The following is a 19,511-nucleotide window of genomic DNA, read 5'->3' as shown; positions in this document are numbered from 1 at the left end:
CGTTACCGGCCCGGGTCGGCCGCGACCGCCGCCGTCCACAGCTCGGCGATCGCGTCGGCGAGCGTGCGGCGCGGGGTCCAGCCCAGCAGGTCGGCGGCCTTGGCGATGCCCATCTGCTGCCAGTCGGTCTCCGGGCCGGGCGCCTCGGACTCGGTCAGGGTGGTCGGCACGCCGCTGGCCTCGATCAGCATGGTGACGAGCTGGCGGGCGTTGTGGGCGTGCCCGGTGCCGATGTTGACGACCTCGCCGCCGGCCGCCGGGGCGGTCACGGCGGCGGCCACGGCCTCGGCGGCGTCGCTCAGCGGCAGGAAGTCGCGCAGCGAGACCAGGGCGCCGAGGGTGAGGTCGGCGTGCCCGGCGGCGCGCGCCGCCAGCAGCCGGTCGGCGACCACGCCGAGCAGGCTGTGGCCGGGCTGGCCGGCGCCGACGACGTTGCCGACGCGCAGCACCACGGCGTCGGCCTCGCCGCGGGCCGCGGCGTCGAGGACGAGGTTGGAGCACTCCAGCTTGAGCTTGCCGTAGGGCATCACGGGCTCGGGCACGTAGGTCTCGGTCATCGAGGTGCCGAGCGGGGCCAGGCCGTACTCGTGGACGCTGCCGAGCTGCACCACGCGGACCCGGCCGGGCAGCGCGGCGACGGCTTCCAGCAGGTGCGCGACCAGGGTGACGTTGGCGTCGACCATCTGCGCCTCGGTCAGTCCCCACATCCCGCCGGCGGCGTTCACCACGGCGCCGACGCTGTGCTCGCGCAGCAGCGCGGCCAGGTCGGCGGGGCGGGCGGCGGCCAGGTCCAGGGCGGCGAAGACGGCGCCGTCGGCGACCGGCCGCGCGGTGCGGGCGACGGCGACGACGGGGTGGCCGCGCTCGATCAGGGCTTTGCTGACGGCTTTGCCGACGAAGCCGGTGCCGCCGAGGACGGCGACGGTGACCGGGGGCGCGTCCGGAGCGGGCGCCGACGCCGAGTTCGGGGCCGACCCCGGAACCGCCGCCGATTCCGGCGCCGGAATCGCGGCCGAAGGCGAGTTCGGGACCGTCATCGCTGCTGCTCCGCGCCCACCTGCTCCGTACCCACCTGCTCCGTACCCGCCCGCTCCGCGCCGGCCCGCTCAGGACGCGGCGCCGGCAGGAACGCATGCCGTGCCAGGTTCCTGACCCCGGGCATCGAGCGCGCCTTGAGCGCCGAAGGCAGCAGGGTCACCGCGTGCAGCCGCGAGGCGGTGTAGCGGCGGGCCGCCTTGGCCGCGCGCGGCCAGCCCATCGCCTCCATCTGCGCGGCGGCGCCGACGAAGTAGCGGCGGGCCTCGGCGAACCGCTTGCCGGCCATCGCCTCGGCGGCGCTGTAGCTGGCGGCGTGCCGGCGGTACTGGAACACCAGCTCGTCGGACAGCGCCATGGTCTCCCCGGCCTCGATGAGGTCGATGACCAGGGCCAGGTCCTGGATGATGTCGAGGTCGTCGCGGAAGCTGGCGTTCTTGATGGCCTCGGAGCGCCAGCACAGCGACGGGAAGTAGAACCAGCAGCCGCGCAGCAGGCTGGCGGCCAGCTCCTCGCCGGCCATCAGCGTGGTGCCGGTGAAGCGCGGCAGGTAGATCCGGGCCTTGGCCTGGTCCGCGACGGTGTTCACGACCTGCCCGGCGCCGTCGATGACCTGCACGCCGGGCTGGATGACGCCGACGCCCGGGTGCTCCTTGACGATGCGGCGGATCAGCGCGATGTAGCCGGGCAGCATGATGTCGTCGGTGCCCATCATGACCATGTACTCGGCCTCGACCAGGCTCAGGCACTTCTTGTAGTTGCCGGTGGCGCCGAGGTTGCGCTCGTTGCGCTGGTAGCTCACCCGCGGGTCGTCCAGCGCGGCGAACCACTCCGGGACGCCGGGCTCCTTGCCGTCGTCGACGACCGTCAGCCGCCAGTCCGGGTCGGACTGCGCGATGACGCTCCGGACCGCGGTCTGCATCAGAGCCACGTCGCCGTAGTACGGGAGCATGATGTCGATGGTCGTCATGGGTCTGTCGTTGGCCTCACGAATAGGGGAACGTCAAGCTATCAATATAAGGACGCCGCTCACCGGCGATTCACCGCCAGGAGCAAGGTGATCATGGCGCGACCGAGGTAGATCATCGCCTTGACCGGCGAATTGCTGGGCATTCCGGCCGTGCGCGGACGCATCGCGACCGGGATCTGCGCCACCGGGTGCCCCAGGCGGATCACCCGCACCAGGGTCTCGACGGTGTCGCCGAGGTACTCCACCGGGTACCACTGCGCGAACAGCCGGATGATCTCGCGGTCGCAGGCGCGGAAGCCCGACGTGGTGTCGTTGAGCGGGGTCTTCGCCATCCGGGAGAGCACCCGCGACAGCAGGCCCATGGCCCAGCGCCGGGGGCCGCGCACCTGGTAGTCGCCCTCGCCGGCGAAGCGCGCGCCGATCACCAGGCGGTACTCGTCGAGGGCGTCGATCAGCTTGGGGACGTAGCGCGGGTCGTGCTGGCCGTCGGCGTCGATCTGGATGGCGACGTCGTAGTCGTTCTCGTCGGCGTAGCGGTAGCCCAGGCGCATGGCCCCGCCGACGCCCAGGTTGTAGGGGAGCGACACCACCCGGGCGCCGGCGGCCAGCGCCACCCGCTCGGTGTCGTCGGTCGAGCCGTCGTTGACGACCAGGACGTCGTAGGCGGGCAGCTCGTCGCGCACCTCGGCGATGACGGCCGCTATCGACGCGGCCTCGTTCCAGGCCGGGATGATGATCAGGACCCGCTTCTCAGCGTTCACCGACGACCGCCTTCCCGTCGCGCTGGGCGACGATCGGGACGGCGTGCCCGTTCGCGGTCCCGGCCGCGAGCTCGGCCCGCAGGCCGGCCTGTTCCGCCTTGACGTCCCGCAGCTCGGCGCGGATGAGCGCCACCTCCTCGGCCAGGGCCCGGGTCTCGTCCTCCAGCCGGGACGCCTCCCAGCTCAGATGGATGCACACGAGCAGCAGGAACACCACGGCCAGGAACAGCACCAGGCTGGCCCCGCTGGCGACGCCCAGCCAGCTGGAGACGTTGTCCAGGGACCAGGGGATGAAGCCGAGCGGCAGCGTCACCAGTCCGACGACGAGCCACAGCACGGCGTACTTCTCACGCAGTTGGCGGCGGCGCAGCAGCTCGAAGATGAGTGCCAGGAGCAGGAGCGCGACGACACCGGTCATTATGGCCAGCTTCATGCGGATCCACTCCCGCCACTGTGGCTTGTCCCGAGCCGGCGGCTGGTTCGGGCGGGCCCCGGCGCGTCGGTAGTCGGCTGATCCCGATGGGTGAACCAGGGAAGTCTATCGGGTCGTATTCCGGGATCGGCGCGCCACGGTCCATCCCGCCAGGGCATAGCGCTCATGAGCGCACCCCCTCCGCGACGGCTGCAGGGCGCGTCGCCGCGCCGTCACCCGGTTCGACGACCGGTCCGGCGGGTCCGGCCGACCCGACACGGCCCGCGGGTCCGGCCGCCCCGGCGGCCCCGGACCGGGTCACCAACGTCACATCGACGGCCGCGACCACGGTCACCACGAGCGGCCCGGCGATCCCGGCCCAGCCGGCGGCGTCCAGCGGCGCGAGCGGCAGGGCGAAGACGACGCCCATCGCGACCAGGCCGACCAGCCACGAGCCGAAGACGACCCGGTGCCGGTCCAGCGCGACCTGCGCGGACTGCAGGACGAACGCGGTCATCAGGAACGCGGTGCTCAGCGCCAGGGCCGACAGGAAGGTGCGGGACAGCGGCGCCTCGGTGGCGAAGTAGGTCTTCAGCAGCCACGGCCCGGCGGCGACGACCGCGGCGATCCCGGCCGCGCCGGCGGCGAGGCAGGCCCCGACCAGGAAGCCGGTCTTGCGGCGCACCTCCCGGAAGTCGCCCCGGACGGCGGCGGCGGCCAGCAGCGGGAGCAGCGGCGCCTGGAGCGGGAAGAGGCAGAGCAGGGCGAGCCGGGACAGGCCCATCGACGAGCTGAGGGACTTGTTCAGCTGGTGGCTGAGCTCGTCGCCCCCGGCCAGGCGCGGACCGATGATCAGCGGCACCGCGTTGATCAGGAGCTGGCTGACCAGGGTGGCGAGGGTGAGCAGGACGAGTTTCTGGCGCGGGCTGCCGCCGGGCTCCGGCTCGGCCTCGGGCTCCGTCGTGGTCGTGGCCTCGGTCGTGGCCTCGGTCGTGGCCTCGGTCGCGGTCGTGGTAGCGGTTGGGGCCGAGGCCGTGTCGGCGGAAGGTGCGGCGACAGAAGCAGCGCTCGGCGAAAGCTCCAGTGCGGCCAGGTCGGGCTGAGTCCCAGCCAGCGCCGCGGCGGCCTTCGCGGCCTCGTCGTCCGCGGCCTGGCCGTCGGCGCCGGACTCGCTGGAAAAGCCAGAAGCACTGGAAGAACCGGGAGAAGCAGAGGAACCAGCGACCGCCGCCGTCGCCCGCCACGAGTGCCGCAGCGCCGGCGAGACCAGCCCGCTCGCGGCGGCGACCACCGGCGCGAGCGCGAAGACGAAGGCGTACCCGAGCAGGTGCCCGGACCCGGCCAGCGTCAGCACCAGGCTCGGCACGATCGTGGCCACGCCCTGCACCACCAGCGTGCCGCTGTAGAACCGGAAGTCCTGGCAGCCCGCCAGCACCCCCCGGACCAGGAACGAGGCCCAGGTCGCGGCCAGGCCGGCGAACAGCGCCAGCAGCAGCGGCCAGCTGCCGCCGAGCCAGTGCGAGACCAGCAGCGGCGAGGCCGCCACCAGGATCACGACGGTCACCGCGGCCAGCCCGGCGGCCTGCCGCAGCTGTCCGCGCACCGCGGCCCCGACCGGCCGGCCGGCCGCGTGGGTGCGTGCGACGGTGCGGGTCATCTCCTGCTCCAGGCCCGCCAGCACACCGGTGCCGATGGTCCCGACCAGGAAGTAGAAGGCATAGAGGGCGTTGGTCGCCTCGACGCTCAGGCCGCGGTTGGCCGTGGCGATCCAGACCGAGGCGGCGACCGTGGTCACGCCGAGCCCCACCGCCAGCAGCGGGCCGGGCGCGGTCAGTCGGCTCAGGACAGAGCGGACGGCGCTCGGGCGCGCGGCACTGTGAGGGGACACGAGATTCGATGGTAGTCGATGCCAATCGGCACAATATACGCTTGTAGATTCCGTCACTGAAAGGTGGGCTTCCCGCAATGGACGAGTCCGGCGAACCCGGCGCCCCGCGCGTCGTGGCCGTGTTCACGGCGTACCACCCGGACCACCGCCTGGCCGCGGCGGTGGAGTCCGCACTGCTGAGCTGCTCGTCGGTGATCGTGGTGGACAACACACCCGGCGGCGGGTCGACCGCGCCGGAGCTGGCCGGGCCGCGTGTGACGGTGCTCGCGCACGGCCGCAACGTCGGCCTCGGCGCCGCGCTGAACCTCGCGGTCCGGGAACTCCCGTCCGACGCCGAGGCCGTGCTCTTTCTGGACCAGGACTCCGAGCTCCCGCCGGAGATCGTCCCCGGCCTGGTCGCCGACCTCGCCGATCCGGCCGTCGGGATCGCGGCGCCGAGCCCCTGGGACCCGAGGCACCAGCGCTACTACTGCTCGGACGCGCGCCGGAACGACTCCGTCTCCGACGAGGAGGCGGTCATCACCTCGGGCATGCTGGTCCGCCGCGAGGTCCTGGAGAAGGTCCCGTTCGACGAGGACATGTTCATCGACTGGGTCGACGTCGCGTTCTGCCTGGCGGTGAAGCGCGCCGGCTGGCGCATCGTGATCGACTGGCGCCTGCGCCTGCCGCACGAGATCGGCGCCTGCGAGGTGCACACCCGGTTCGGCCGCACCGTCCACTACAGCCACTACCCGGCCTGGCGCCTGTATTGGATCGGGCGCAACGTCTCGATCCTGCACCGCGGCCACTTCGCCGGGCGCCCGCGGGCCCTGGCCTCCAGCCTGGTGTTCCTGGCCGAGCGCCTGACCAACACACTGCTGTTCGAGCCGAAGCGCCGGACGCACGTGCCGGCCTTGCTGCGCGGGTTCCGCGACGGCTTCTCCGGCCGCGTCAGTCCGCGGTATCTGCCGCCGGGCGCCGAGCACCCGAAGGTCTGAAACGCCCCGGCCGGAAACCTACTGGCCGGAAACACACCGCCCGGCGGCGCCCCGCCGCGCATCGCGGACGGGGCACCGCCGGGCGGCGGGTGAAGCGTCAGACCGTCGCGTGCCGGCCGGAGCCGACGTGCTTCACCTTGTTGCGCAGGCTGAAGGCGTGGATCACCTCGACCAGGCCGATCGCGATCAGCCAGATGCCGGTGAACACCGCCAGCGTCACGATGGACCCGATCGGCCAGGAGATGACGATGATCCCGCCGACCGTGGTCAGCACGCCGAGGAACACGCCCCAGCCCTTGCCGGAGACCCCGCGCGGGGCCGAGGCGCTGGTCACGATGGTGGCGATGCCCCACATCAGGAACCCGATGCCGATCCACAGGCTGAGCAGCAGCACCGAGTTGGCCAGCGAGTTCCGGAAGCAGAACACGCCCAGCAGGATGGACAGCGCGCCGACGATCACGTTCAGCACACGCATCCCGGCGCTGATGTGGTCGCCGAACGCCGCCACGATCTCCATCACGCCGCTGATCAGCAGGTAGACGCCGAACAGCACGCCCAGCACCAGCAGCGTCTGCCCGGGCCACACCAGCGCGATCACGCCCACCGCGATGGCGGCCAGCCCGAGCAGCAGCAGCGCCTGCCACGCGGCCTGGCCGAGCATCCGCAGCGGATTGTCGACATCTCCCCGGTCGGGGTCGTCCGCGTTGTACATGTCGGTCATATGACCAGTATGTCCCTTTTTGGGACAAAGGATGCGGTGACCGACGCGGGGATTCGGCTGAAGGAGGGAGCTACACCGCCGAGGCCGCCGCCACCCCGCTCGCCGCCAGCATCGCCCGCCAGTCCTCCTGCTCCGGGATCCCGGCCTCGGCCCACCGCTCGTGCCCGAGCACGCTGTACTTCGGGCGCTCGGCCGGCCGCACGAACTTGTCCGACGTCGTCGGCCGCACCCGCTCGGGGTCCAGGCCGGCCTCCTCGAACACCGCGCGGGCCAGGCCGTACCAGGTCGTCTGCCCGGCGGCGGTGCCGTGGTAGATGCCGGACGGCGCCTCGGGGGCCTGCCCCAGGGCGATGAGCTGCGCGGCCAGGGCGCCGGTCCAGGTCGGCTGGCCGTTCTGGTCGTCGACCACCTCGACCGTCTCGCGGTCGGCGGACAGCCGCAGCATGGTCCGCACGAAGTTCTTGCCGGAGGCGCCGTAGAGCCAGGCGGTGCGGACCACGTACCCGGACTCCGGGAGCACCGCCAGCACTGCCTGCTCGCCGACCAGCTTGGTGCGGCCGTAGGCGTTGATCGGGTCGGTGGCGGCGTGCTCGGGGTAGGGCTCGGCGCCCTTGCCGTCGAAGACGTAGTCGGTCGACAGCTGGATCAGGCGGGCGCCGGTCGCGGCGCAGGCCGTGGCCATGTTGGTGACGCCGCCGCCGTTCACCGCCGTGGCCTCGGCCTCGTGGGTCTCGGCGCCGTCGACGTCGGTCCACGCCGCGGTGTTGATCACCACGTCGTGCCCGGCCACCGCGGCGTTGACCGCGATGCTGTCGGTGACGTCGAGGTCGGCCCGGGTCAGCGCCGTGACCTCGGCGCCGGGCGTCGCGCGCAGCAGCGCCACCAGGTCCGAGCCGAGCATCCCGGCGGCGCCGGTCACCAGCCAGCGCCGGGGGGCCTGCCGGCCGGGGACGATCACCACGGGGCGGCTCATCGGTCGGCGCCCCGGCCCGGGTCCGCGCCGTCGGTCGCGGCGGTCGCGACGTCGGCGGCGGGCGCGGCAGACGCGGTGCCGGCAGCGGCCGCCTCGGCGACGGCGGCGGCGACGCCCGCCGCTTCCAGAGCGGCGCGGCCCTTCAGCGGCTCCCACCAGTCCCGGTTGTTCTTGTACCAGTCGATCGTGCGGGCCATGCCCTCCTGGAACCCGACCTGCGGCTCGTAGCCGAGCTCCTGCCGGATCTTGTCGATCGACAGGCTGTAGCGGCGGTCGTGGCCCTTGCGGTCCTCGACCATGCGCACCGACGACCAGTCCGTGCCGGTGCCCTCCAGCATCAGCTGGACCAGGTCGCGGTTGGTCATCTCGGTGCCGCCGCCGATGTTGTAGACCTCGCCGGCCCGGCCGGAGCGCAGCGCCAGGTCGATGCCCCGGCAGTGGTCGGAGACGTGCAGCCAGTCCCGCACGTTCGACCCGTCCCCGTACAGCGCGACCGTGCCGCCGTCCAGCAGGTTGGTCACCGACAGCGGGATCATCTTCTCCGGGAACTGGTAGTGCCCGTAGTTGTTGGAGCAGCGCGTCACCACGACGTCCATGCCGTGGGTGCGGTGGTAGGCCAGCACCAGCAGGTCCGAGCCGGCCTTGGACGCCGAGTACGCCGAGTTCGGCGCCAGCGGCCACTCCTCGGTCCAGGAGCCCTCGTCGATCGAGCCGTAGACCTCGTCGGTGGACACGTGGACGAAGCGCCCCACGCCGTGCTTGCGGGCCGCGTCCAGCAGCACCTGGGTCCCGACCACGTTGGTGGTCACGAACGGCCCGGCGCCCAGGATGGAGCGGTCCACATGGGACTCGGCGGCGAAGTGCACCACCGCGTCCTGGCCGGCCATCACCGAGTCCACGACTTCCGCGTCGCGGATGTCGCCGCGGCGGAACACGAAGCCGGGGTTATCCCTGACCGGCTCCAGGTTGGCTTCGACGCCTGAATAGGTCAGCGCGTCCAGCACCGTCACCGAATCGGCGGCGTTCGGCCGCGTCAGCAGCTGGCGTACGTACTCCGAGCCGATGAACCCGGCACCGCCGGTCACGAGAATCCTCACGGCCGCGAGCTTACCGGCAGCGAATGGACGTCTCTCCTTATGTCTGGCCATTCTGCCGACTATTAGAGTGGTGGCCATGCGAGGCATCATCTTGGCCGGCGGCACCGGCTCCCGACTGTGGCCGATCACCAAGGGCGTCTCCAAGCAGCTCATGCCGGTGTTCGACAAGCCGATGATCTACTATCCGCTTTCCACGCTGGTCATGGCCGGTATCTACGAGATTCTCGTGATCACCACGCCCGAGGACCAGGAGCAGTTCAAACGGCTGCTCGGCGACGGCTCCCAATGGGGCCTGGACCTGGCCTACGTGGCCCAGGAGCGGCCCGACGGGCTGGCCCAGGCGTTCATCATCGGCGAGGAGTTCATCGCCGGCGACTCGGTGGCGCTGGTGCTGGGTGACAACATCTTCCACGGCGTGGGCCTGGGCCGGCAGCTACGCACGCTGACCGAGCCGCGCGGCGGGGTGGTGTTCGCCTACGAGGTGGCCAACCCGCGCGACTACGGGGTCGTCGAGTTCGACGACGCCGGGCGGGCGGTGTCGATCGAGGAGAAGCCGGACAAGCCCAAGTCCCGGTTCGCCGTGCCCGGGCTGTACTTCTACGACAACCAGGTCGTGGACATCGCCAAGAACCTCAAGCCGAGCGCGCGCGGCGAGCTGGAGATCACCGGCGTCAACGCCGAGTACCTGTCCCGCGGCGAGCTGACCGTTCAGGTGCTGGAGCGCGGCACGGCGTGGCTGGACACCGGGACCTTCGACTCGCTGGTGCAGGCCGCCGAGTACGTGCGCGTCATCGAGCAGCGGCAGGGCTACAAGGTGGGCTGCGTGGAGGAGGTGGCCTGGCGTTCCGGGTTCATCGACGACGTGCGGCTGGCCGAGCTCGCCGAGCCGTTGCGCAAGAGCGGATACGGGGACTACCTGCTCCACCTGCTCGATCCCGCGATCTGAGCCTGGGCCAGTCCGTACTTCCGCCCGTACTCCCGCCCGTACTCCCGCCCGCACTTCCGTCCGCCCGATCCACACGAAACGAGAGCCACCCGAACATGGACATCACGCCCCTGTCTATCGACGGCGCCTGGGAGATCACCCCGAAGCTGCACGGCGATCCGCGCGGTTTGTTCACCGAGTGGTACCGCTTCGATCTCCTGGCTGACGCCGTCGGGCATCCGTTGGATCTCCGGCAGGGAAACCTCTCGGTCTCCGCGGCCGGCGTGGTGCGCGGCATCCACTTCGCCGATGTGCCGCCCGGGCAGGCGAAGTACGTCACGTGCACGCGCGGGGCGGTGCTGGACGTGATCGTCGACATCCGCGTCGGCTCGCCGACCTTCGGCCAGTGGCAGGGTGTGCAGCTGGACGAGGACACGCGCAAGGCCGTCTACATCGCCGAAGGGCTGGGGCACGGGTTCTGCGCGCTCTCGGACGACGCCACGCTGACGTATCTGTGCTCGGCGACGTACAACCCAGGACACGAGCACGGCGTGCATCCGCTGGACGCGGAGCTGGCGATCGAGTGGCCGGCCGAGGTCCCGCAGCTGTCGGACCGGGATGCCAAGTCGCCCTCGTTCGCGGAGGCGAAGGACAGCGGGCTGCTGCCGGTCTACGGGACTTGCGTGGAGTACACGCGAGGACTGCGGACCGACAGCTGAGCCCCTGAGCGGACTGTCAGCGGACTGCGACCACGATCACCGCGGCCACCACCAGCACCAGGAACACCCCGCCGAGAACGGCCAGGACCCCGAGCCCGGACCCGTCCTTCTTCCCCGGCTTGGCGTACCCGCGGATGTTGTACGCGGGTTTCTCCGGCGCCTTGTGCTGCGACACCAGATAGGCGTGCGGCGTCATGCGCGCGCCGACCGTCTTGGCGACCTTCTCGGCCGCGGCCACGTCGGCGTCGTCGTGGGTGTACCCGCCACGATCGAGGATGATGGCGAGCAGGGCGTCGACGTGGTCGGCCTGGGGGTCGCCGGCGCCGGCCAGTTCGGTGAGGCGGGCGACCGGGTAGCCCCAGTCCTCCAGGCGTTGGCGTTTCGCGCCGGCGAGGTTCTTCAGGCGGCGTTGGACCTCGGCCGTGCCGGCCGTGGACCGTGTCGGGTTCGGCGCCTGGCTCATGAACTCACCCTTCCGGGACCTTCCACTGGAAGCCGCCGCCGATGCCGTTGGCGCCGACCACCGGGATGTGGTGCTTGGCCCAGTCCAGGCCGTTCCAGGTGCTGGCGGTGGACAGCGGATTGTGGTCGCTGTCGATCGCGCCCAGGTTGGACCACCCCAGGGCCACTGGCACTGTAGCCCATGCGAAGTAGCCCGCCTTGCCGCCCCGGGTCATCAACGAGGTCGGATAGCCGGCGATGCCGTCCTTCAGCGCGCCCTTGAAACCGAGCTTGCCGAAGGCCTCGGCGCCGTCCTTCATGCCGTTCCAGTAAGCACTCGGATTCACCGCGGTCTTGCCCATCGCCCAGTAGCGGCCCATGCCGCTCTTGGGCAGGTCGGCGATGAACTTGTTGGCGGTGGCCAGTTTGGCGGCCTTGCCGCCGGTGATGCCCGCGGCCTCGCCGGCCTTGGCGAAGCGCATGGCGCGGGTGACGCCGCGCATGCCCTTCATGCCGTTGAGCACCTCGATGAACTTCGCGCCCTTGGCGGCGTTGCCCAGCAGCCGGCCGGAGCCGCAGGAGACCACGCCCAGGACGTCGATGCCGACGTCGAGCCAGGTCCCGCGGCCGTCCAGGGCGTTGATCACGTCGCAGACCAGGGCCACCACCGAGGCGATCGCGGCCAGCGCCCCGAGGACCTCGCCGACCACCGGCACCCAGCTCAGGGCCAGCGCCAGGACGCCGAGGATGGAGGCGGCCAGGCCGGCCCAGTGGCCGACGACCTGGGCGATGTCCTCGACGGCGGCGCCGACCTTGGTCCAGAAGCCGTCCTTGAGGCCGTCGTTGTTGTAGGCGCCGACGATCGCGTCGGCGAACTTGTTCGCCTGCTGGTCCCGGACGTCGCGGGCGTGCTGGAGGTCCTTCTCGGCCTGCGCCAGGTCCGCGTCGTAGCCGGACTTGGTGTCGTTCAGCTTGCCCAGCACGTGGTCCGGGCCGGCCGGCGGAGCGCCCGGCGGCGGGGGCGGCAGGTCGGCCTGCTGCTGGTTGTGCTGGTCGATCTGGTGCTGCGCGGTGCGGCTGTTGGCCTGTGCCTCCTGGCCGCGCCGGATCGCGTCCTTGGCCAGCTGCTGCGCGTACGCCAGCGACATGGCCCAGGTCGCGGTGGACGGCGGGTAGGCCACGCCGGTGCCCAGTGCGTTGGCCGCGGCGTCGTAGCGGCTGTGGGCCTTCTCCAGCTTGTCGGCGGTCTCGCCGGAGGTCTTCTGGAACTCCCGGCCGGAGTCGGAGTCCCAGCCCTGGCCGTTGACCAGGTTGCGGATCGCCGCCGCCTGCTTGCGGATGGCGTCGGCGGTGTCCCGGTAGTCCCGGCCCAGCGCCGCCACCTGCTCGGGGTCGCCGGGGATGTTGTCGCCGGAGTTGTAGACCTCGTGGTCCCAGTCGATGGCCACGGCCCCTACCCCTCCTTCTTGCTCGCGTCGGTGAGCGCCTTGGCCAGGTCCTGGTCCAGGCCGTCCCAGGTCTTCGCGCTCTGGTCGGCGGCGCTCTGCAAGGTCTGCAACTGCTCCAGCAGCTTCTTCTTGTGCACGTCCCAGTTGGTCGCGAACTCGTGCAGCGTGTCCGCCATCCGGCCGGAGCCCATGGCCCCGGAGTAGTGGTCGACGGTCTTGCCCGCGTCCTGGAACTCCCCGATCAGCCGGGTCAGCGTGGTGGCGATGTTCTCCAGATCACTGGTCTTGATGGCGATGTGGTCGGCCATGGGCCCTCCCCAATTTCCCCTGTGGGTGAAGCTGTTCGCGCTGTAGAGCTGTTAGCGCTGTGAAGCTGTTCGCGCTGTAGAGTTGTTCGCACCCCGGCGCCGCTAGTGCGCCGGGAGCACCTGCACCGTCTGCGCCAGGGCGTCTGCCATCTCCAGCAGCTCCTCGGCCAGCAGGACCGCCGACCAGGTCACGGAGAGCACGACCGCGAAGTCGGTACCGGGCGGGCGCACGGCGTAGACGACGCTGTGCACCAGCAGCCCGTCGCCGAACTCGTCGACGTCGGTGAGCACCTGGCGCACCACCCGGATCGCCGGTCCGGCCGGCAGCTCGCCGCGCCAGACGTCCACCGGCGCGACCAGTTCCGCGCCCGGGACGCTGTAGACCTGCTCCAGCCAGTCCAGCGTCACCGCCGGAACGGTCTGGTCCGGGTTGACGTCGACGACCTCGATCCGGGCCATCTCCACCGGCGAGACCTCGTCCGGGAGCAGGTAGGCCATCGCCACCTCGCGCTTGGAGGAGTCGGCGGCGGCGGCCAGGATCGCCTCGGCGAACCGGACCACGTCGGCCTCCGGCGCGTCATAGCCCTGATGCGCGCGGGCGGTCATCTCCGCCCACGTCGACAGGTCCCCGTCCTCGCCGATCGGCAGCCGGATCGCGATCTCCGGCCGCGCCATGGTGATGCGGTAGTCCCCGCGCAAGGCCATCACGGCCTCCAGACCAGGGACAGCGCCACCGATTCGAACAGCTCGGTGAGCACGTCGGCGAGCGGCGCCACGGGAGTGCTGAACGACAGCAGCAGCTGCGAGTTCGTGTTCGGGACGTCGAACAGCGCGTCGTAGTGCGTGTCCGGATACGTGCTGCCGTCCCCGGGCTGCGGCGGCGTCTTGTAGCGCTGCACCAGCGCCTTGCCGGCCGGCATCTTCTCGACCCGGGCGTCCCGGCCCTCGACGGCCAGCCCCTGGGCCATCGCCTCCAGGCTCGGCTTGACCTGCCCCTCCGGGCGCGGGATCAACGTCACCAGGAGCGAGGCGGCCACCGGTATCCCGCGGATGTCCATGGACACCAGATACAGCTCGACGCCACCGCCCTCCCAGGCGCTCCGGCAGCGGCGGTCCAGATCGGCGCGCATCTCGGCCTTGAGGTGCGGGGCGTTGTCGACACCGCGGAACTGCCGCTCCACGAGCGCCGCGATCCGGCGCGGCCAGACCTCGGGGTCCAGGGCGATGCGGTCCCAGCCCTCGGCCGGGACCAGCAGCCGGTAGTCGCGCGGCGCCGGTGCGGACGCCGTTCCGGGCCGCGCGCCCGGTGCGCCTGGTGCGCCTGGTGCGCCGGACGCTCCGGGTTCGCCGGGTCCGGCGGAGTCCTCGACTCCGATGTGGGGCGGAGTGTTCACGGTGGGTTTTCCTCCGGTGGAGGGCGGGTGGTGCTTCGCGGTCTTCCGAAGCGCTCCAGCTCTTGTCCTGCCCTGGACATGCCCCGGAAAAGAAAAGGGCTCCCTCCGGGTACCCGGAGGGAGCCCGCGTGGACTCGCTGCCCGCCGTGGCGGGCGGGAAATCCTTAGTGGCCGCCGCCGATGGACTGCGCCAGGTTGGAGTCCGTCTCCTGCATGCGGTCCGCAGCGGTGTTCAGGTACTGGTTCATCTGGGTCAGGGCGCTGATCGTCTTGGTCGCGCCCTGGGTGAAGTCGGAGTAGGCCTGGTCGAAGGCCTTCGACGCGGCGTCGGTGACGAAGCCGCTGTGCACCAGGTTCGAGATCAGGTTCTGGGCCTGCTTCAGCTGGTCCTGGATCTGGCCCTCGACGGTGGTCAGCTGGCGGCCAGCGTCCCGCATGTCCTGATATGTGACCGAAAGGTTGCCTGCCATGCTGGCACTCTCCCCTAAGTAGCCGAACGCCCCGTCCCGGAGCGCGGTCTCGGCCGGACAGCTTTTGCTCCCAGCCCCGTGTGTCACTCGCAGACTGCCAGCAAGTACCTGAGGTTTGCAACCAACACGTGGATATCCACCGGGCCAGGCCCGGAATGTTCGCCCCCTTATGTCCGGATCCTGCGAGCCTCCGGAACCGGTTCCGGGGAGCGGTCCCCAGCCGTGCTGAGCTGCCCGGAAGGGCGATTCCGGGCCAAAGCGCCGCCCGGGGCGCGATCTTGGCGGCTCCGGCCGCCGGTCCGCGCGGATTTGTCAGTGCTCTGCACCCGCCGCTGCCCGGTACCCCGGTGCCGCCCGCGCCCCGCCCGGGGAATCCACACGGCGTTCATCGGAGCCGGGCCGAGACAGGGGTCACAGGCCATCCAAGGGCCCGGACACCCGCGCTGACAAGCTCGTCCATCCGACGTTGAGCAAATGGTGAGCCGGGCGGCGGACAGTGGGTCCATGCGAGTTCTCATCACCGGACTGGGTCGGCGGCGCAGCCGGACGCTCAACGGCGGCCTGGCCGCGCTGGGCTTCGACGTGCTGGACGCCGCCGACGTCACCGGGGCCGGACCGCTGCGCAGGCTGCCGGACGTGGTGCTGCTGGAATGCGGCATCGTCGACCGGGAGGTGCTGGCGTTCTGCCGCCGGCTGCGCTCGGAGCTCCAGACCCCGATCATCGCCGTCACCCACCGCGTGGACCTCGGCGCGTGGCTGCGCGGCCACGACCACGGGATCGACGACTACGTGGTCCAGCCCTTCGGCCTGCAGGAGCTGGCCGCCCGTCTGCGCCTGGCCGTGGCCCCACCGCGACCGCCGCTGACCCCGGGGCCGCCGCGCCGGATCACCGCCGGGCCGCTGGTGATCTCCGAGGACTCCCGGACCGTCACCGTGCACGGGCAGCGGGTGGCGCTGCGCCCGAAGGAGTACCAGCTGCTGGTGGTACTGGCCCGGCAGGCCGGCACGGTGCTGGCCCGGGACCAGCTGATCGCCCGGCTGTGGCCGGCCGGCTGGGACGGCGCGGAGCGCTCGCTGGAGGTGCACGTCGCCTCGCTGCGCTCGAAGCTGGCGCTGCCCGGGACGATCGCCACGGTGCGCGGCGTCGGGTACCGGCTGGTGGCCCCGGAGCCGTATCCGCGGTTGGACGCCGAGACCGTGCGGCAGTTGCGCGAAGACGCCCTGGACCGGGAGCGGGAGGCCGCCGCCGCCTGAGGAGGTGTGAACCAGGGATGAACAGCACAGCACTGATCAGGTAAAGATCACGAAGCGCCCCTCCCCCGGTCCTTGCAAAGACGGTTACGATAGCCGCTCGCAGGGGGAAGCGAACCGTTCACCGCCGCCTCGCCGGCCGGGTTCCGAACACCCGGTATCAGGGTTCTGACGAGGCGGCCTGACGCGTAAGCGGGGCAGACAGCAGTGAGCAAGGACCGTACGACGCCGGGTGCGACCGCGACGGCGGGCCCGGGCACGTTCGCCGGTGCGCGCGGGGCCGGTGCCAGCCGCCTGCCCTCGGCCCCGCGCGAGCGCAAACCGGCGCTGGCCGCGCTGGCGGTGCTGCTGATCCTGGCCGGCGCGCTGGCCACGATGCTGCTGGTGAACAAGTCCGGGAACCGGATCTCGGTGGTGAAGGTCGGCCACAGCTCGATCGCGGCCGGCTCCAAGCTGAGCGCCGGCCAGTTCGTCGAGGCGAGCGTGGCGGCCGACGCCGGCATCAACTACGTGCTCTGGAGCCAGGTCGGCGACCTGGAAGGGCGGATCACGTACAACACGCTGGTCCACGACGCGCCGATCACCCGCGACATGCTCGGCGACCAGGCCGGCGGCAAGACCGACTTCCCGCCCGGGACCTCGCTGATGGGGATCCAGGTGAAGCAGGGCCGGTATCCCAACGGCCAGATGGCCGTCGGCGACAAGTACACCCTGTACACGGACACCGTGACGGCCGCCGGCAGCGGCCAGAGCAGCACCTCCACCGGCTGGCAGCCGCAGGGCACGGTCACGCTGGTCAGCGGGGACAACTCCGGGACCGCGACGCTGACCGTGGCCGTGCCCACCGACAAGGTGCTGACCATCGCGAACGCCACCGAGCTGATGCTCACCAAGACCTACGGGTGAGGCAGCCGACCGCATGTCCCTGATCGTTCTGGCCTCCGACAAGGGCTCCCCCGGCGTGACCACCACCGCGGTGGCGCTGGCCGGCGTCTGGCCGCGCCGCGCCATCCTGGCCGAGTGCGACCCGTCCGGCGGCGACCTGGTCTACCGCACGCCGTCCGAGAGCGGCGCGCCGCTGAACCCGAACATCGGCATGCTGTCGCTGGCCACCACGGCCCGCCACGGCCTGTCCGCGCACCAGCTCGAAGCCCATCTGCAGCGCATGCACGGCGGCCTGGAAGTGGTCGCCGGCCTGGCCACCGGCGACCAGTCGGCGGGCCTGGCCGGCCTGTGGACCGCACTGGGCCGGGCCTTCGACAGCCTGCCGGAGGCCGACGTGATCGCCGACTGCGGCCGGGTCGACGCCGCCGGTCCGGCGCTGGACCTGATGGCCGGCGCGGCGCTGGTGGTGCTGGTGGCCCGGACCTCCGCCGAGCAGATGGCGCACGTCCGCGACCGCGCGCTGTCCCTGGTGCAGCGCGTCGGCGGCGGCACCGCCACCGCGGGCGGCGGCCTCGGGGTGCCGATCGGCGTGGTGCTGATCGTCGACCCCAAGCAGCGCACCCGGGCCACCGCGCAGGTCGACGAACTGCTGCGGAACAGCGGCCTGCCGGTGAAGGTGATCGGCACCATCGCCGACGACCCGGACGGCGCCGACCTGATCAACGGCCGCGGCCGGGGCCGCCTGGACCGCACACTGCTGATCCGCTCCACCCGCGAAGTCGCGCTGGAACTGTTCCGGAACCACTCGCGCGGTTCGCAGGGTCCTGCGGCGCCGGGCGGGCAGATACCGCCGCAGCAGGTCCAAGCGCCGAGCCAAGCGCCGACTCAAGTGCCGCCGCAAGGCCCGCCGCCAGGAGCCTGGCAGGGACCGCCGCCGCCACAGACCGCTCCCGGCACCGGATACACGCCGCCGCCGAGCCGACCGAACCAGCCGACCGCCGCACCCCGGCCGCCGCGCCCGAGCCGCCCGGCTGAGCCCACCGTGTGGCCGAGCGAACAGCCGCATCCGGGCGAGGCTTTGCCGCCGCCCGCGCAGTCGGCTCCCGCCTACAGCCAGAACGGCTATCCGGTGCCGGGCGAGCCGCATCCGGGCGAGGCCCTCTCGCCGCCCGCACAGCCAGCTCCCGCCTACAGCCAGAACGGCTATCCGGTGCCGAGCGAGCCGCATCCGGGCGAGGCTTTGCCACCGCCCGCTTCTGCTCACAACCAGAACAGTTACCCGGCGCCGCACCACCAGCCGTCGGCCCACGAGACCTTCACCTCCGTCACCCTCGGCGGCGGCCCCGACCCGCGGCCCGCCCCGAGCGCGCCGCCCGGCGCCGAGCGCGATCCGCGTGATCCGCGCGATCCCCGCAATGCGCGGGAGAACCGCGACCCGCGTTCCCACGGCGAGATACCGCCCGGCACCGGCAGCCGTCGGGCCGGTCCGCCGAACGACGGGGGGCGCCCGTGACCGCCGTCGACCACGGCCTCGTCAAGCGCCTGCGGCAGGACGTCGGCGACCGCCTCGCCGAGCAGCGGCGCCTGGACCAGGCTTCCGGCCTGCCCGCGATGACCGGCGAGGACGAGCGGCAGTTCGCGCGGGCGCTGGTGGCTCAGGCGCTGGAGGACCACGCGCGCGCCGAGATCACCTACGGGCGCACGCCGCCCAACGCTATGGAGGAGGAGGCGCTCGCCGCGGCGGTGCACGCCGCCCTCTACGGCGTGGGCCGGTTGCAGCCGCTGCTGGACGACCCGGACATCGAGAACATCGACATCAACGGGTGCGACCGCGTCTTCCTCGGCTTCGCCGACGGCCGCGAGGTCGCCGGGGAGCCGGTCGCGGACAACGACGAGGAGCTCATCGAGCTGATCCAGGTGCTGGGCGCCTACTCCGGCCTGTCCTCGCGGCCCTTCGACACCGCGAACCCGCAGCTGGACCTGCGGCTGCCGGACGGCTCCCGGCTCTCCGCGGTCATGGACGTCACCCGGCGCCCGGCGCTGTCCATCCGCCGGGCGCGGCTGGGCAAGGTGTTCCTGCGCGACCTGGAGCACAACGGCACGGTGCTGCCGGATCTGGCGGCGTTCCTGCGCGCGGCGGTGGGGGCGCGCAAGAACATCATGATCGCCGGGTCCACCAACGCCGGGAAGACCACGCTGCTGCGGGCGCTGGCCAACGAGATCGCGCCGCACGAGCGGCTGATCACCGTGGAGCGCGCGCTGGAGCTGGGGCTGGACCAGTTCCCCGACCTGCACCCGAACGCCGTCGCGTTCGAGGAGCGGCTGCCGAACTCCGAGGGCCACGGCGCGGTCTCGATGGCCGAGCTGGTGCGCCGGTCGCTGCGCATGAACCCCTCGCGGGTGATCGTCGGCGAGGTGCTGGGCGACGAGATCGTCACCATGCTGAACGCCATGTCGCAGGGCAACGACGGTTCGCTGAGCACCATCCACGCGAACTCCTCGCTGGAGGTGTTCAACCGCATCTCCACCTATGCGCTGCAATCCCGGGAGCGGCTGCCGGTGGAGGCCAGCCAGATGCTGATCGCCGGCGCGGTCAACTTCGTGGTCTTCATCACCCGCCGCAACGCCTGGCACCACGGCGGCACGCTCCAGCGGATGGTGACCTCGGTGCGCGAGGTGAACGGCATCGACGGCCGGGTGCTGTCCTCGGAGGTCTTCGCCGAGGGCCCCGACGGCCGGGCCGTCGCGCACGCCCCGATCGCCTGCCTCGACGAGCTCGCCCAGTACGGCTATCAAGGACCGACCCAGCTGCACCACGCCCCGGGATGGAGGTGAG

Annotated in this window: 21 protein-coding genes; 7 read left to right on the top strand and 14 right to left on the bottom strand. The window is 71.8% G+C overall.

All coding sequences use genetic code 11. The features are described 5' to 3' along the window. Window positions 1-2: 2 nt before the first annotated feature. The 5 genes from ABD481_RS02140 to ABD481_RS02120 form a co-directional block, all read right to left on the bottom strand. The gene (locus tag ABD481_RS02140) at window positions 3-1,037 is read right to left on the bottom strand and encodes an NAD-dependent epimerase/dehydratase family protein (protein ID WP_344663753.1); all 1,035 of its coding nucleotides are present in this window, start codon (window positions 1,035-1,037) and stop codon (window positions 3-5) included. Continuing rightward, window positions 1,034-2,005 (bottom strand): glycosyltransferase family 2 protein, encoded by a 972-nt coding sequence (locus tag ABD481_RS02135; protein ID WP_344663752.1) that lies wholly within the window; start codon window positions 2,003-2,005, stop codon window positions 1,034-1,036. Before ABD481_RS02135 ends, ABD481_RS02140 begins: the two co-directional genes overlap by 4 nt. Window positions 2,006-2,064: 59 nt before the next feature. Further along, window positions 2,065-2,766, bottom strand: a complete 702-nt coding sequence (locus ABD481_RS02130; RefSeq protein WP_344663751.1) for a glycosyltransferase family 2 protein — start codon at window positions 2,764-2,766, stop codon at window positions 2,065-2,067. After that, on the bottom strand, window positions 2,756-3,199 hold the full coding sequence (locus tag ABD481_RS02125; RefSeq protein ID WP_344663750.1) for a DUF2304 family protein: 444 nt from the start codon (window positions 3,197-3,199) through the stop codon (window positions 2,756-2,758). The genes ABD481_RS02130 and ABD481_RS02125 overlap by 11 nt, the downstream gene beginning before the upstream one ends. 163 nt (window positions 3,200-3,362) lie before the next feature. Beyond that, the gene (locus ABD481_RS02120) at window positions 3,363-5,066 is read right to left on the bottom strand and encodes a hypothetical protein (protein ID WP_344663749.1); all 1,704 of its coding nucleotides are present in this window, start codon (window positions 5,064-5,066) and stop codon (window positions 3,363-3,365) included. A gap of 77 nt (window positions 5,067-5,143) precedes the next feature. Between ABD481_RS02120 and ABD481_RS02115 the strand changes: the two genes are divergently transcribed. Continuing rightward, complete coding sequence (locus tag ABD481_RS02115; protein ID WP_344663748.1) at window positions 5,144-6,043, top strand: glycosyltransferase; 900 nt, start codon at window positions 5,144-5,146, stop codon at window positions 6,041-6,043. Window positions 6,044-6,140: 97 nt separating this feature from the next. On the opposite strand, the gene ABD481_RS02110 is transcribed toward ABD481_RS02115, so the two are convergent. The 3 genes from ABD481_RS02110 to rfbB form a co-directional block, all read right to left on the bottom strand. Next, on the bottom strand, window positions 6,141-6,764 hold the full coding sequence (locus ABD481_RS02110; protein WP_344663747.1) for an HdeD family acid-resistance protein: 624 nt from the start codon (window positions 6,762-6,764) through the stop codon (window positions 6,141-6,143). 70 nt (window positions 6,765-6,834) lie between these two features. Continuing rightward, complete coding sequence (rfbD, locus tag ABD481_RS02105) at window positions 6,835-7,737, bottom strand: dTDP-4-dehydrorhamnose reductase (RefSeq protein WP_344663746.1); 903 nt, start codon at window positions 7,735-7,737, stop codon at window positions 6,835-6,837. Next, entirely contained in the window at window positions 7,734-8,834 is a 1,101-nt protein-coding gene (gene rfbB / locus ABD481_RS02100; RefSeq protein ID WP_344663745.1) for a dTDP-glucose 4,6-dehydratase, read from the bottom strand. The genes rfbD and rfbB overlap by 4 nt, the downstream gene beginning before the upstream one ends. Before the next feature lie 76 nt (window positions 8,835-8,910). Between rfbB and rfbA the strand changes: the two genes are divergently transcribed. Next, a complete protein-coding gene (gene rfbA, locus ABD481_RS02095) occupies window positions 8,911-9,780 on the top strand; it encodes a glucose-1-phosphate thymidylyltransferase RfbA (protein ID WP_344663744.1) in 870 nt (289 codons plus the stop codon). Window positions 9,781-9,875: 95 nt separating this feature from the next. Next, window positions 9,876-10,478, top strand: a complete 603-nt coding sequence (locus ABD481_RS02090; protein ID WP_344663743.1) for a dTDP-4-dehydrorhamnose 3,5-epimerase family protein — start codon at window positions 9,876-9,878, stop codon at window positions 10,476-10,478. Window positions 10,479-10,494: 16 nt separating this feature from the next. Here the strand turns inward: ABD481_RS02090 and ABD481_RS02085 are convergent, their stop codons facing one another. From ABD481_RS02085 to ABD481_RS02060, 6 genes are all read right to left on the bottom strand, one after another. Further along, on the bottom strand, window positions 10,495-10,941 hold the full coding sequence (locus ABD481_RS02085; protein ID WP_344663742.1) for a hypothetical protein: 447 nt from the start codon (window positions 10,939-10,941) through the stop codon (window positions 10,495-10,497). A 4-nt stretch (window positions 10,942-10,945) separates the two neighbouring features. Next, window positions 10,946-12,367, bottom strand: a complete 1,422-nt coding sequence (locus ABD481_RS02080) for a putative T7SS-secreted protein (RefSeq protein WP_344663741.1) — start codon at window positions 12,365-12,367, stop codon at window positions 10,946-10,948. A 5-nt stretch (window positions 12,368-12,372) separates the two neighbouring features. After that, the gene (locus ABD481_RS02075; protein WP_344663740.1) at window positions 12,373-12,675 is read right to left on the bottom strand and encodes a hypothetical protein; all 303 of its coding nucleotides are present in this window, start codon (window positions 12,673-12,675) and stop codon (window positions 12,373-12,375) included. A gap of 102 nt (window positions 12,676-12,777) precedes the next feature. After that, a complete protein-coding gene (locus ABD481_RS02070) occupies window positions 12,778-13,380 on the bottom strand; it encodes a hypothetical protein (protein ID WP_344663739.1) in 603 nt (200 codons plus the stop codon). Beyond that, window positions 13,380-14,069: a hypothetical protein gene (locus ABD481_RS02065; protein ID WP_344663738.1), complete on the bottom strand. Its 690-nt coding sequence runs from the start codon at window positions 14,067-14,069 to the stop codon at window positions 13,380-13,382. The genes ABD481_RS02070 and ABD481_RS02065 overlap by 1 nt, the downstream gene beginning before the upstream one ends. A 164-nt stretch (window positions 14,070-14,233) precedes the next feature. Then, on the bottom strand, window positions 14,234-14,539 hold the full coding sequence (locus ABD481_RS02060; RefSeq protein WP_344663737.1) for a WXG100 family type VII secretion target: 306 nt from the start codon (window positions 14,537-14,539) through the stop codon (window positions 14,234-14,236). Between the two features lie 504 nt (window positions 14,540-15,043). On the opposite strand from ABD481_RS02060, the gene ABD481_RS02055 reads away from it, so the two are divergent. From ABD481_RS02055 to ABD481_RS02040, 4 genes are all read left to right on the top strand, one after another. After that, window positions 15,044-15,793: a response regulator transcription factor gene (locus ABD481_RS02055; RefSeq protein WP_344663736.1), complete on the top strand. Its 750-nt coding sequence runs from the start codon at window positions 15,044-15,046 to the stop codon at window positions 15,791-15,793. Between the two features lie 204 nt (window positions 15,794-15,997). Next, window positions 15,998-16,696: a hypothetical protein gene (locus ABD481_RS02050; RefSeq protein ID WP_344663735.1), complete on the top strand. Its 699-nt coding sequence runs from the start codon at window positions 15,998-16,000 to the stop codon at window positions 16,694-16,696. A 13-nt stretch (window positions 16,697-16,709) separates the two neighbouring features. Then, window positions 16,710-18,188, top strand: a complete 1,479-nt coding sequence (locus tag ABD481_RS02045) for a hypothetical protein (protein WP_344663734.1) — start codon at window positions 16,710-16,712, stop codon at window positions 18,186-18,188. Beyond that, complete coding sequence (locus tag ABD481_RS02040; protein WP_344663733.1) at window positions 18,185-19,510, top strand: TadA family conjugal transfer-associated ATPase; 1,326 nt, start codon at window positions 18,185-18,187, stop codon at window positions 19,508-19,510. The genes ABD481_RS02045 and ABD481_RS02040 overlap by 4 nt, the downstream gene beginning before the upstream one ends. Window position 19,511 lies beyond the last annotated feature (1 nt).

Source organism: Catenulispora yoronensis (genome assembly GCF_039531695.1).
GTDB lineage: Bacteria > Actinomycetota > Actinomycetes > Streptomycetales > Catenulisporaceae > Catenulispora > Catenulispora yoronensis.
Note: the sequence above shows the minus strand (reverse complement) of the source record. Positions and strands in the feature narration are given on the sequence as shown.

Coding starts and splice junctions, on each gene's coding strand:
- ABD481_RS02140 (WP_344663753.1), bottom strand. CDS start 1,037: ATGACGGTCCCGAACTCGCCTTCGGCCGCGATTCCGGCGCCGGAATCG.
- ABD481_RS02135 (WP_344663752.1), bottom strand. CDS start 2,005: ATGACGACCATCGACATCATGCTCCCGTACTACGGCGACGTGGCTCTG.
- ABD481_RS02125 (WP_344663750.1), bottom strand. CDS start 3,199: ATGAAGCTGGCCATAATGACCGGTGTCGTCGCGCTCCTGCTCCTGGCA.
- ABD481_RS02115 (WP_344663748.1), top strand. CDS start 5,144: ATGGACGAGTCCGGCGAACCCGGCGCCCCGCGCGTCGTGGCCGTGTTC.
- ABD481_RS02110 (WP_344663747.1), bottom strand. CDS start 6,764: ATGACCGACATGTACAACGCGGACGACCCCGACCGGGGAGATGTCGAC.
- rfbD (WP_344663746.1), bottom strand. CDS start 7,737: ATGAGCCGCCCCGTGGTGATCGTCCCCGGCCGGCAGGCCCCCCGGCGC.
- rfbA (WP_344663744.1), top strand. CDS start 8,911: ATGCGAGGCATCATCTTGGCCGGCGGCACCGGCTCCCGACTGTGGCCG.
- ABD481_RS02090 (WP_344663743.1), top strand. CDS start 9,876: ATGGACATCACGCCCCTGTCTATCGACGGCGCCTGGGAGATCACCCCG.
- ABD481_RS02085 (WP_344663742.1), bottom strand. CDS start 10,941: ATGAGCCAGGCGCCGAACCCGACACGGTCCACGGCCGGCACGGCCGAG.
- ABD481_RS02075 (WP_344663740.1), bottom strand. CDS start 12,675: ATGGCCGACCACATCGCCATCAAGACCAGTGATCTGGAGAACATCGCC.
- ABD481_RS02070 (WP_344663739.1), bottom strand. CDS start 13,380: ATGGCCTTGCGCGGGGACTACCGCATCACCATGGCGCGGCCGGAGATC.
- ABD481_RS02060 (WP_344663737.1), bottom strand. CDS start 14,539: ATGGCAGGCAACCTTTCGGTCACATATCAGGACATGCGGGACGCTGGC.
- ABD481_RS02055 (WP_344663736.1), top strand. CDS start 15,044: ATGCGAGTTCTCATCACCGGACTGGGTCGGCGGCGCAGCCGGACGCTC.
- ABD481_RS02045 (WP_344663734.1), top strand. CDS start 16,710: ATGTCCCTGATCGTTCTGGCCTCCGACAAGGGCTCCCCCGGCGTGACC.